This is a genomic window from Ignavibacteriales bacterium (genome assembly GCA_016214905.1).
In the GTDB taxonomy this organism is placed as follows: Bacteria; Bacteroidota; Ignavibacteria; order UBA10030; family SZUA-254; genus PNNN01.
This window is the reverse complement of sequence record JACRMQ010000007.1, coordinates 908,828-922,547: the sequence shown is the minus strand read 5'-3', so window position 1 is coordinate 922,547 and position 13,720 is coordinate 908,828. Positions and strand designations below refer to the sequence as shown.

Below are 13,720 nucleotides of genomic sequence, written 5' to 3'. Positions count from 1 at the left end.
CCCTTTCATTATAAATATATTTTTAAAATATCAACAATTATTTTTTCAGTCTCTAGAATGATCTTTCCCCAGTCTATTTTCTTTTCATTTTCATGACACTCGCAATTGCCATTCGAACAATCAGCATGTTGCCCGTGGCCACAGCATGCATGACATTTACCTGGTACAAAGCAATGTCCACCTGGGCAATGCTCTTTACGATGTGAATTTTGTTGTGGTAGATATCGATGATATGGATACTTTACTGCCACTATTCCATTATCATCTAAGTTAGAAAGGCTTTGGCCATAAGGGCCTGAATTGGCCAATCCTAAAGGATCAAATCCCGATATTGGATTATTATTTACATAGCTGTAAAGTCCGACATTCTCATCAGATACAATCGGATCTCTCTGCAAAAATCTTCCAAGCTCAGGATCATACTCCCGCGCACGGTAGTTGTACATCCCGATCTCGGCATCGTACTCTCTACTGGTAAACATGAAGCGGTTACCGATGTGTGAACTATCTCTTTGTACTGAATAGTTGCCGTCCCAGATTGTCGTCTGTCCCCATGCATCATACTCGTACCGCTCTACAGCAGCACCAACAGAGTTCATCATCGCAACAACCGAACCGAGAGTGTTTTTCACGTAGTAATACGTTGTTCCATCGTGGGTGAGCGAAAGAAGATCGTCAATTCCTTCATCGCCAAAGGTGTAAGTTGCAGTGACTATATCAGCTCCGTTTCTCTCTTCGATTATCCTGTAACCATCATAATAGTAATTGATGATGCCGGCAATTGTTTCTTTTTTTACTCTACGTCCCAGAGCATCATATATATAGTTTCCCCATATTTCTTCTGTTGAATCGGTTCCCGTTGTTAGACGGTTTTCCTGATCGTACGATCCGGTAAAATTAATACCAGTTCCGAGATTCCCTTTTGGTCCATAAGTCAGCGTCCCGCCTGGTGCGATTGTAGTGTATTGATTAAGATTGTTACTAGTATATGTTGTCGTCCCGTGATGGTCAACAGAAGTCCAGTTACCTGCATTGTCATAACTATACAAGCTACTGTCCGTTGGAGAGGGAATATCGTTCCCAACTAAACTGCCCCGCTTGAACGAAGTAAGCCAGTTGAGTTCGTTATAGCCATACACCTCGGATCGAATGGCGTTGCGAAAAACTTTGAGGTTGTCGGCATTATCGTACTCATAACCGACACTGTCCATTAATACACCGAAGTAACTCCGAGTGATGGCAGTAACTAAATCGCGGTTGTTGTAATTGTAATCAGTCCGCAACTCGCCACCTTCTTGATGTGTTATCCTGGAAAGCCGGTTACCCGGATCGTATGCGAAACCCACATTGATGCCATCACGCGAGACGGAAACGATTCTCTCACGCAAGTTGCGAGTTTCCTGAACAACTGTACCGCCTGGATATGTAATTGTTCGATTTCGGGTGGCAGTGTTGTAGGAGTAATGTGTAGTATGTCCGTTTACTGTTTCGGTCAGTTTGCGGTTAATCATGTCATACGTCCATCCACCATCTGCATTATTGTTAGTTGCTGTCAACATCCTTCCACCGGCATCGTAAGTGTAGTGATCATCATTCGCTCCGGGGAAATCTCGTAGTGTCAAACGGTTCAATCCATCGTATGTATAGTTTGTCGTCTTACCATCGGGATTTGTTCGATTAATAATATTATCATTGCCATCGTACGTGTAATTAATTGTACGACCATCAGGATACGTCTCTGTTATCTTGCGGTTGAGCCCATCGTATGTGAAATTTGTACTATTCCCTTTCCCGTCAATCGATGTAAGTATACGCCCACCCGCATCGTACGTGTATGATACTGTGATCCCACCTATTGAAGAAGTGAGTTTACGATTCATGCCATCATAAGTATAATCCGTAGTATTTCCATTACCTTCGGTTGATGTAAGCATGCGCCCACCTGCATCGTAGGTATACGATTCGGTAACTCCGCTTCTGGTTTTCGCGGTAAGCCGATTATTGCCGTCATATGTGAAAGTTGTTGTGATGCCGTTGCCATCTCTCGAGGAAGCAAGATTACCCGCGGCATCGTAGCTGTAGGATTGCACCGTGCCGAGACCGTCCGTCTCGGTCAATTTTCTATTGAGCCCGTCGTATGTATAATCGTATTGATTGCCGTTGGCAGATGTTAGAGTCAAAACGTTACCATTCGCATCATACGAAAACGATGTTTGCTCACCGAGAGCATTCTGTTCTGTTAAACGCCGGTTCAGATAATCGTACGTATAGTTAGTTGCATTTCCGTTTGCATCGGTGTAGGAAAGTATATTCCCACTGTTGTCATACATAAAGCTTTCTGTTCCGATGGGATGTGTCACTGTGGTCAAGCGATTGTTACCATCATATGTGAACGTTGTTGTAAGACCGCGTCCATCAACGGATGTTGCCATGTTCCCATAACTATCATACGTGTAGCTGAGGGTGATGCCAAGCGGTTTGTTTATACCCGTACAGTTTCCTTTCGAATCATAGGTGTAGGTAGTAATATTCCCATTCTTATCTGTCACCCCTGTTACTTGGTTGAACACCGGTTCGTATGTGAACGTGGTCGTATGTGTGAGCGGATCAGTTTCTGTGAGCCGGTTGCCGCGGCTGTCATAAGTATATATTGTGATATATCCGTTTGCATCAGTTAACGAGGTTATATTATTAAATGAATCGTACACAAACTGGCTGAGGTATCCGCAGCAAGCACCTGCAATTTCGGTAAGGCGGTTCATACCGTCGTACGTGTACGTTTGAATAGTGCCATCCTTGGTGCAGGTTGTTATATGTGATGTACTGTTATAGCTGAAAATCTCATCCGAGAGCAAAGATTGTATTCTTGTAACTGCTCCACTATCATCATACGTTATATAGAAGTGTGTAGACATCGGATCGGTCATAAGTGTAAGTCGTTTCGCGTAATCGTAACCATACTTGATGGAATTTCCCATTGGATCAGTAACAAGAATAAGGTCACCATCCGCATTATACTGATAAGATATGGTACGTTGAGGGGATGAAATTGAGTCGCGAAGTTGTGTCATCTTACCACCGGACCAGCTAAATGAAAGGCGGCGACCGTTGGCATCGGTTATAACTCGAGGGTAGCCTCCTGAGTAGGTAATGCTTATCGTATTTCCATTCCGGTCACGGATTCTGGTGACTTTACCGTGTGTCGAATCGTCGAAGAATATCTCTCCACCGTATTTCATGCGAAGCCGGAATTTCCCGGAAGAATACTGTGTCAGTGAATCATAACATCCGAGGGGAGGGGTGTAATACCCCGACGAAAATTTAAATGTGTCTCTATTACCGTCCCATCGCTTTACACATATATCCGAGCCGAATCTTTCATATAAGATATTGAATGTGTGCGTCCATCCGGCACCATAACCATAATTGTATTTGGTCTCACCGCTGTTATAGGAAAATTTGATGTTAAGATCGATGCCTCTCGACGGGATATACAAATCCGATCGGGTTAGAAACAAGTTACCGGTGCATGTATTAACCTGCAGACCACCGGCGCCGATGACATTCCCCCTGGGATACGCAGCGTTGTCCCCATCTCCAACATCAATATACCATGGTCGCGCAAGGCCAATATCACCGTACGTGTCATCAAAAATTACCCAATCGTTGCCGTACCCTTGAGATTGAGCCAAAACTGAACTTGGCATCAGTTGGATTAAGATGAATAGAAAGATTATTTTTTTCATAATTGCTCCTTTGTAACGATGAATGTTAAACTATTGAATTAGTTTTGCCTCAATAAAATTTCTCTCACCGATTTCGACGGTTATCTGATACCAGTGCTCTCCGATTTTATATTTCGCCGAGTTATACTGTACCACATGTTCTCCGGGAGAATATGATTGATGGTCAATCAACATTTCTATTTCTTTTCCTGAACCGTCAATAATTTTCACCGTCACAACAGCGGCTTCCTCCAACGTGAACTCGATCCCTGTTGGCTGGAAGGGATTCGGATAAAAAAGCCGTGATGATATATTGTTGTTCACATGAGTTGAATAAGTCGCTTATAAGTTACAATTGGAAGGTAACGATATCAATAGGGTCTTCACCCTGTTTTTGGATAGGGGAAGTACGGTGTGGACTCAACGATAGATTGGAATCAAGCTGTTGGAGGTAATTCTACCACTGACCAATAAAGGTCAGGATTGAAACTCCTTTCCATTGAATGTGGAACAGGAAAACAGGACTTCTCATTTATCCGAACTTGTTATTCCCTCGCGAATTGCGTATTTCGTCAACTCTGCAACCGTATGCAGATTCAACTTCTGCATTATGTTTTGGCGATGTCCCTCCACGGTTTTAACACTCATATTTAGGTAATCTGCAATCTCTTTATTTTGCCTACCGTCGGCGACGAGCTTGAGCACCTGTCGTTCCCTCGGTGAAAGTGGCGAAAACGCTGTCGGTTCCTTCATCCCTAACTGCTCAAGGCAATCCCTAATGACGTTGATACCTATGTCTGGACTGATATACGTCTTTTGATGGAGAACTTTATCGATAGCAACAGTTAATTCTTTCCGTGCACAATCTTTGAGCAGATATGCTGAAACGCCAAGACTGAGCATCTCCATAACATAACGTTTGTCGGAATGCATGGAAAGCACGACAATTTTCACATCCGGCATTTCATGGCAGATGGTACGGGTTGCCTCAATACCGTTCATACCCGGCATATTAATATCCATAATAATCAGATCGGGTTGAAGTTCACGCGCTAGTTGGACAGCATGCAGACCGTCCACCGCTTCACCAACAACCTCCATTTTTAATTCCGCGGTCAATACACTGCGGACACCATCACGAACAATCCCGTGATCGTCGGCTATCATGACGCGAACATTACGCGAAAATTTATTCATAAGGTTTCCTTTTCGTTAGGTAACTGTAGCACCGGGGCAATCATTCTTATAGTTGTTCCTAGTTTGTGTTGTGAATCAATTTCCAATCTGCCTCCAATATCGTGCAGTCGCTCACGGAGATTGAACAATCCAAAACTTTTTTGCACGGTTTGCGTCTGATCCAATCCCGAGACATCGAATCCTACTCCATTATCGCCGACAGAGACCGTAACCATCGAATTAGTTGCGTTAATACCGACATCAATGTTATTCGCGCGGCTGTGCTTGATAGCATTGATGAGCACTTCCCGGGTCCCTTCGAACAGCACATTCCGAACTTCATCAGCTATTAAAATTTTCGCTACCGGTTTGCTCAGCGATGTTTGAATCTTTTCCCTTTTCTGCAATTCTTCCAACAGCCAATCGATTGCAGGAACAAGTCCAAGATCATAGAGAATCGGCGGACTGAGTTCGAACGTGAATGAACGGGTTGTTTGAATAGCATCGCGAAGTAAAGCGTGAGCTTCTTCTGCAGATTGGCGCATTAAAGTATTTTCGCTTCCTTCAATGAGTGATTCAACTTTCATTTTGCTAAGAGCAAGCGCGTGACCGATTTTATCATGAAGAAATGCCGCCATTCTTTTCCGGGATCGTTGCTCGGTGGCACTTAATTCCGACGCAAGTGCCCTGATACGAAGTTCTCCAAATTTCCGCTCCGTTATATCAAATGCCGTTCCGATTATAGCAGGTATTCCCTGAAACATAACATCCCCCCATGTGAGATCTATCCACAACTTCACTCCATCTTTTTTTATTATTTCAAATTCTGCACGCTGCGGGACATCCTTGTTCGCAGATAAATCTCTCTCCATTGAGAAAAACACAGAATGTTGGTCAGGGACTAGGATGTCGGTAATCTTCATCGACTGAAGTTCTTCGTGCGAATATCCCGTCAACCGTTCGGTACTTTTATTAGAATAAATGATCGACAAATCTTTGTTGAAAATAATAATTGCAGAATGCGTCATCTGTGTGACGGCACGAAATTTTGCTTCACGATGTCGAATCTCGGTGTTGTAGTGCCTCTTTCGAATGATCAAAATAAAACTAAGGACTGCTAGGCCTGTCAGCAGAACACTTGCCGGAATTAACACAGCGGGTCGTAAATAAAGTGGTGGTAACACTGTAAACATTGCAGATTGAACATCCTTCGGAGAGGTCCTGAAAACTCCACGCGCTTGCACCTCTAATGTGTGCTCTCCCGGTTCAACATTCCTCAAATCAAAATTTCTTAGTTTACTCCACTCAGACCAGGGACCGTGATCAATACGATACTGAGTTAATATCTCGCCGGGAGACCCTACCCCCCAATAAGAATATACTTTCCAATCCAGATGGACATCTTGCTTATCGATGTTCGGTTTTTCAATAACGATCCTTGGACCGGGGATAAAACTTTCTTTCCGATTCAATACTACCACACCCTTTCCATGCGTGCCAACATATACTTCATCTTCTAATGGAAGGATGGGCCAAAGTAAATTACTCGGCAATCCACTCGACTCATCGAACCTTGACCAAATACCATTGTCATAGCTTCCCAATCCGCCGCGTGTGGCAATCCAAAGCACACCCCGTGCGTCAACGCGGACCTCCCAGACATAATCGTTAACAAGACCATCAGATGTCGTGAAGTACTTAACAGCTCCCGAAGAGTCAATACATCCAAGTCCATATCCAAGAGTCTGATGCCCGAACCAGACATTATTTGACCGATCGACTGCCAGAGTGAAAACACGCGAATGTTGCAACCCCTGAGCTTTTGCCCAATGCCGCCATTGACCATTCCTCCACCTGCTAATTCCTCCGCTGCTCCCGAACCAAAGTCCTCCCTGCATATCTTCGTCAAAGGCATAGACTTTTCTATTCGAAAATACACTGTCATGGTTCCATCTTGAACTGGAAACACCATCGTATATAAATGTTCCCGGTTCACTCACTGCAGGATCTTCAACAAATTTTGACAAACCGAGGAACCACAGTCGGCCCCTCCGATCTGTCCGAATTTTATGGAACCTGGCGCCATGTTTATTCTCCGATATCGTAAAATACTTCCATATTGAACCATCCCATCGGTAAGCACCATCGAATGAACCACCGCTTGAAACCCAGATGCAACCGTTCATATCTTCAGCAAGCCCGGTAACGGCAATCAGCGGTGTGTTATATATACGGGTTATATTTTTTATTTCCCCGTTCTTATTGCGAACAACTATTCCGTTCGCTGTACCTATCCAAGTATCACCGGTACGTGTTAATAAAATTTCATTCACAGCTCCACGTTCCGGCTCACTCCCTGGAAAAAAGTGCCACCGTGATGATGATGGTTGATAATAATGAATCCCATTGGACGTTGTGATTATCAGACCACCATTTTTACGAAAAAACATTTTGTGAAGTCCTTTGCATTTTTCCTGTAAGATAGGTGAGCTATCCCATGATCTACCGATACGGATCCGTACATCGCCGGAATAATATGCAGCGATAAGCATTTGTGTCGGACTTATTGCAATAGCACGAAGATCCATCACGCTCCCCGGTATTCGATGCGGAACTTTCGACCCGGGTATGTATCGCCACATGCCGCTCATTGTTAATGGCAATTCACACGAAGCGAATACCGCACCAGCCGGATTTTCATCAAGATGAAACGACAATGCCGAGGGTAAACCACCGAAGCGAAACATCAATCGCCAATCATTATTCTCCCACCGAAAAGTACCTTCACTCGTTGTAATCCAAACTCGATTTCCTTTCGTTCGTTGGATCTCATGAATATTTTTATCCGAACCACGTCGAATATTCAATAAGTGGCGAGGATCAGTACGCCGAACAAAGGATGGGAGACCATTCTCGACGAATAAAATTGTATCTCCGGCAACATACGTGACTTTGGAATGAGTGGGAACCGGGAGTTTCGACATGCCGTTTTTCCCAACAGCATACCATTCTCCGGTTGTCAGGCCAACAAGGATGCTATCCTTACGGTAATCGCATGGCGTAGATTTACTTTCCAGGAGTAATTGACCGGGAAGAGAAACTGGGTGCCATTGGAAACTATCATACCACGCGATGCCGGCATCACAAATTGCCCACAACGTATTATCAGGAGTTTCAATAACGTCAATAACATTATCGGATGGAAGACCATACTCGGTAGTGAAATGCGCCCAGCGCCAAGAATTACTGAAAGAATCTTGTTGTGCTATGAGGTAATGGTAGAAGAAAAATGTCAGTACAACTATACAGCAATATAACTTGAGCGTAGACAAAGAAAAGTTGGCTTGTTTATCAGTATATGTGAATTTAACTTATGCAACGTTACAAATCGGCAACGGTTACTTCCAATTCATGTAATAATACAAAAGCTTTGGATGAGAGTCAAAACAATAAATGTTGATAAAGCCACCGATATCCAGAAAGAAAAAACCCTCACCTACAATTGGTGAGGGTTACTGAAAAAGTGGAATAAAGATTATACCTTCTTTCTTTCGCTATACAATGTTAAGAATAGCGATAGTTATTATGTATCTATCTGCGCTCTCTGTAATCCGCCGCTGTAATCTATGTACACAGTTTTCCATTCGCTGAAGAAATCATATACAGTCCAGCCGCCTTCTCGGTGACCATTACCTGTCTGCTTCACCCCGCCGAAAGGCATGTGTGCCTCGGCTCCGATCGTCGGTGCGTTGATGTATGTAATGCCTGCTTTAATATCGCGGATCGCCGTGAATGCATCGTTCACATTTTTTGTATAGATGGAGGATGATAATCCGTAAATCGTATTATTCAGGACATTGATCGCTTCTTCAAGCGATTTTATTCTGATAACGGAAAGCACCGGACCAAAAATCTCTTCCTTCGCAATTCTCATGTTGGGAGTTACTTCAGTGAAGATTGTTGGTTGATAGAACCAACCCTTATCAAGATCACCGCCCCTACCGATATCACCACCGCATGCGAGCTTAGCACCTTCCTTCAATCCGATTTCCACGTAACTATGATCGGTTTGGCGTTGACCTTCGTTTACGCAAGGTCCAACATCGGTTGTGGGAAGAAGTCCATCACCAAGCCGTAGTTTCTTTGTACGGTCAACAAGCATCGACATGAATTTATCGAAAACTTTCTCGTGCAATATCAACCGGCTTGTAGCAGTACATCGCTGACCAGTTGTACCGAACGCACCCCATAGCACGCCATCAAGCGCGAGGTTCAAATCGGCATCATCCATCACGATCTGCGCATTTTTCCCGCCAAGCTCAAGTGAAACGCGTTTGAGAGTTTTACTTCCCATTTCAGAAATTTTTATTCCAATTTCGGTTGATCCGGTGAAGCTTACTAAATCCACCTCCGTATGACCCACAATCGAATTACCAACCTCTCCTCCGCCGCCGTGAACGATATTAACAACACCATCGGGTATACCGGCTTCAGCTAAAATTTCAACCAGCGCAGTTGCAGTCGCGGGCGTATCGGATGCCGGCTTGAACACAACCGTGTTTCCGCAAAGCAGCGCGGGGAAAATTTTCCACGTCGGAATTGCCATAGGGAAATTCCACGGCGTTACGATACCTGCAACACCAATCGGTACGCGCATAGCCATATTAAATTTATTCGGCAGCTCCGATGGTACAGTATGACCGAATAATCTTCGCCCTTCCGAAGCGGCATAGTAAGCCGTATCGATTCCTTCTTGTACATCACCTCTTGTTTCGGTCAAAACCTTTCCCATCTCGCGTGTCATTAGTTTGGCGATTTCCTCTTTGCGAGCTGTCATAATATCGCCGACTGTTTTCAGAATGTCGCCGCGTTTAGGTGCAGGAACGAGCCGCCATTTTTCGAATGCTTTACGAGCCGCCATTACAGCTTCTTCAACATCTTCCTTACCGGATTTAGGGAATACACCAACGACTTCGCTCCAATTAGCAGGATTACGGTCTTCGAATGTTTTTCCCGATTTTGCATCGCACCATTTACCGTTAATAAAATTTTGATATTTTTTCATTCTTATCTCCAATTAATAAATTCCGTTAACAATTTCTATTACTTTTATTTTCCAATTAATAGGATTCGACTATTATTTTGTTATAATTCACTCGGTGTTTTCAACAGACCAAACACTATAGGTATTTCCAGCATTCAAGCATAAATGTGTGTTTCGTAAAATTCTCCCAATGATTACAATCCAACTTGTTTAAATATGTAATCAACATTACGAATAGTTTTCTTCAAATCAAAGAGCTCATTCAGTTCATTCTCGCTTAAGTATTTCATAATATTTGAGTCTGATTTTAATACTTCTTGAAAATTCTTCTTCAGCTTCCAGACCTCCATAGCATATTTTTGGACCAATCCATAAGCATCCTCACGCTTCATTCCTTTTTTTGTCAGCGCGAGAAGAATTTCCTGTGAGAAAATAAGTCCGTGAGTAAGGTCCAAATTCTTCTTCATATTCTCGGGATAAACAATCAGCTTATCAACTATATCTGCGAAAAGTCCGAGCATATAATCGAGCAGGATGCAACTATCCGGAATGATGATTCTTTCAACCGATGAGTGAGTAATATCCCGTTCGTGCCAGAGCGAAATATTTTCCATTGCCGCCTGCGCGTTACCGCGAAGAACTCTTGCTAATCCCGCAATCCGCTCGCATGTAATAGGGTTGCGTTTATGCGGCATAGCTGAAGAGCCCTTCTGCCCTTTGGAAAAATATTCTTCGGCTTCCAACACTTCGGTTTTTTGGAGATGACGAATCTCGGTTGCAAATTTTTCCAGCGAACTCCCGATTATTGCTAATGTAACCATAAACTCCGCATGAAGATCCCGCTGCAAAATCTGTGTCGAGATTGGTGCTGGTTTCAATCCTAATTTTTCGCAAACATATTTTTCAACTGATGAATCGATGTGGTCGTATGTGCCTACCGCGCCAGATATTTGTCCGCATGAGATTGTTTCTTTTGCTTGTTCGAGCCGCCTGATATTTCTCCGCGTTTCATCGAACCAAAGGGCAAGTTTCAACCCGAATGTTGTTGGTTCGGCATGTACACCGTGCGTTCGACCAATTGTTAGCGTATATTTAAATTCTTTTGCCCGCTTTGCGAGTATCGCTTCGAGTTGATTCATGTCCTTCAATAATAAATCTGTCGATTGTTTCATTTGCAGGGAAAGTCCGGTATCGAGAATATCGGATGATGTCATACCGAGATGGATGAAACGCGATTCAGGTCCAACAAACTCTCCGACATTTGTGAGAAAAGCAATAACATCATGCTTCACTTCAGCTTCGATTTCATCTATTCTTTTGACATTAAATTTTGCCTTCTCGCGAATGACTTTCACAGCATCTCTTGGAATAACACCGAGTTCTGCCTGCGCTTCGCATGCAAGAATTTCCACATCGAGCCAGGTCTGGAATTTATTTTCTTCAGACCAGATTTTTCCCATTTCAGGTTTTGTATAACGGGTAATCATGAAGGACTCTTTTCAAGTTTTAAACTTAGATTAATTGTTTTTTTATCGCGAATGACTTTAACCTTAAGAAGATCACCTTCTTTAGAATTTTGTACAATACCGATTATGTCATCATCCTTCATTATTTTTTCACTGTTCACCTCAATAATAATATCCCCGGGTTTGAAACCGCCATCTTCAGCAGGACTTCTTCGCTTAACATCGGTAACTATCACGCCTTCCGCTTTCGCAAGATCAAAATAGCGCGCAACGCGTGCGTCAACCGTTTGAATTTCCAAACCTGTCCAGAAGTTGCGTTGCACTTTTCCGCTCCGTTTTAACTCGGCAACTATGCTTTTTACCCGATTGATTGGAATAGCGAATCCCAAGCCGATATTTCCTTGATTCGGCGTGTATATAACTGCGTTAACACCGATCGCTTCCCCGTCGGAATTTAAAAGCGGACCTCCACTATTACCCTGATTAATCGCGGCATCGGTTTGAATCATCCCGCGATAAATACGTCCACCTTCCGCATTAAGATTCATACCTATCTGACTAACAACGCCAACTGTCACGGTCGGTTTATCCGCGATCTCAAAAAGACCGAACGGATTACCCATCGCTATAACCCACTCACCGATAATTACATCGTCTGAATTCCCGAGTTTAATATATGGAAAATCTTTCCCGTCAATCTTTAATAATGAAATATCAGAGACTAGATCTGTTCCGACAAGATGCGCTTCGTACTTCTCCTTGTTCGTCATCGTCACAGTAATCTTTGAAGCATTACCCGCAACATGATCGTTCGTCAGGATATATCCATCGGGTGAAATAAGAAATCCCGAACCTAGTCCTTTAACCTCTTGTTTATAAGTCCGATTTCCGAAATACTGCCGGAAGAAAGGATCATCGCCGAACATCCTCGACCACGGATTTTGATAGGTGTATTCACGGACTTCAGTAACGTTGATACCAACAACAGCGGGACTCGCCACTGCAACAGATCTTGTTATCGCATTTTGTCTATGATCAGATATTTGATCACCGGATTGATTTGTATTTTCGGATTTTTCGTAACCGGCGGTGGTTACATTTGCGTTAAATATTTCGTCGTCACTACTCGGGTTACCAACTGAACCGTGTCCGATACCATAACCAATCCCGAATCCGATGAATAGTGGTAACAGTAAAACGACAAGGACAATAATAATTTTTTTCATGATTAATACCTTCGAAATTATTTTTTCCTGCTTAAAACTTTTCTTACAGCTTTCACAATGGCATCTTTATCTATCCCATACTTTTTCATCAGCTCAATACCGTTACCAGATTCACCGAAAGTATCGTTGATGGCGACAAATTCCTGTGGCGCCGGATAATGTTGAGTAAGAATTTCTGCAACCGCCCCGCCAAGTCCACCATGCTTTTGATGATCCTCGGCAGTTACAATGGCGCCTGTTTCTTCGGCGGCTTTCACAATCGCTTCGATATCGATTGGTTTTATCGTATGCATATTGATTACACGAACGCTGATACCATCTCTCGATAAAATTTCTTCTGCTAAAATTGATTCCCAAATCTGCAATCCGCATGCGATAATAGTTACGTCTTTTCCATCAATCAAAATGTCAGCTTTGCCGAACTGAAACGGTACATCCGGATTTGTGAATACGGGTGAATTATCTCTGAAGAAACGCATGTAGAACGGATTTTTCAATTGTATAGATGCTTTGACCATCTTCTTCGCTTCATAATAGTCGCACGGAGAAGCAACAATCATATTCGGCAGCACACGCATGATCGCAATATCTTCCAATGACTGGTGCGTAGCACCATCGGGCCCGACGGTGATGCCGCAATGCGATGCGCATATTTTTACCGGCAATATACTGTACGCAAGCGATTGGCGTATCTGATCGAACGGTCTGCCAGCGGCAAACTCGCCGTAAGCAGAAACGAACGGAATCTTCCCCGCAACAGCTAAGCCGGCCGCCGTTCCAATCATATCCTGTTCAGCAATTCCGACACTGAAGAAACGATCCGGGAAAGCCTTCATAAATAAATCGGTTCGCACAGAACCGGTAACATCGGCACCTAAGGCGACGACATTACTATTTTCTTGACCTAATTCAACAAGCGCCTCGCCAAAACCAAGCCGCGTTGCTTTATTTTCTTTTATTTGATATTTGTTCATAGATATTAAATTAAAAGTAAAAATTTAAAATTGAAAAAATAATTGTTGTGCTCTTATTTGCGATAGTGCAAAAACCTACAAGCATTATTTAATTGATCCAGCATTTCGC

The 13,720-nt window shown here is 43.3% G+C and carries 8 protein-coding genes; all 8 read right to left on the bottom strand.

What is annotated here, in order from left to right:
- Positions 1-8: 8 nt before the first annotated feature.
- The 8 genes from HZB59_11070 to HZB59_11035 all read right to left on the bottom strand — a co-directional run bounded on the left by HZB59_11070 (position 9) and on the right by HZB59_11035 (position 13,611).
- On the bottom strand, positions 9-3,746 hold the full coding sequence (locus tag HZB59_11070) for an RHS repeat protein (protein ID MBI5021965.1): 3,738 nt from the start codon (positions 3,744-3,746) through the stop codon (positions 9-11).
- 30 nt (positions 3,747-3,776) lie between these two features.
- Positions 3,777-4,049 carry a hypothetical protein gene (locus HZB59_11065; GenBank protein ID MBI5021964.1) on the bottom strand — a complete coding sequence of 91 codons (273 nt, stop codon included), beginning with the start codon at positions 4,047-4,049 and terminating at the stop codon, positions 3,777-3,779.
- A 204-nt stretch (positions 4,050-4,253) separates the two neighbouring features.
- A complete protein-coding gene (locus HZB59_11060) occupies positions 4,254-4,922 on the bottom strand; it encodes a response regulator transcription factor (protein MBI5021963.1) in 669 nt (222 codons plus the stop codon).
- Positions 4,919-8,233 (bottom strand): PAS domain S-box protein, encoded by a 3,315-nt coding sequence (locus HZB59_11055; protein ID MBI5021962.1) that lies wholly within the window; start codon positions 8,231-8,233, stop codon positions 4,919-4,921. The genes HZB59_11060 and HZB59_11055 overlap by 4 nt, the downstream gene beginning before the upstream one ends.
- A gap of 251 nt (positions 8,234-8,484) precedes the next feature.
- Entirely contained in the window at positions 8,485-9,966 is a 1,482-nt protein-coding gene (locus tag HZB59_11050) for an aldehyde dehydrogenase family protein (protein ID MBI5021961.1), read from the bottom strand.
- A 173-nt stretch (positions 9,967-10,139) separates the two neighbouring features.
- Entirely contained in the window at positions 10,140-11,432 is a 1,293-nt protein-coding gene (locus HZB59_11045; GenBank protein ID MBI5021960.1) for an adenylosuccinate lyase, read from the bottom strand.
- On the bottom strand, positions 11,429-12,637 hold the full coding sequence (locus HZB59_11040) for a trypsin-like peptidase domain-containing protein (protein MBI5021959.1): 1,209 nt from the start codon (positions 12,635-12,637) through the stop codon (positions 11,429-11,431). The genes HZB59_11045 and HZB59_11040 overlap by 4 nt, the downstream gene beginning before the upstream one ends.
- A 17-nt stretch (positions 12,638-12,654) precedes the next feature.
- Entirely contained in the window at positions 12,655-13,611 is a 957-nt protein-coding gene (locus HZB59_11035; protein MBI5021958.1) for a transketolase family protein, read from the bottom strand.
- Positions 13,612-13,720: the final 109 nt, after the last annotated feature.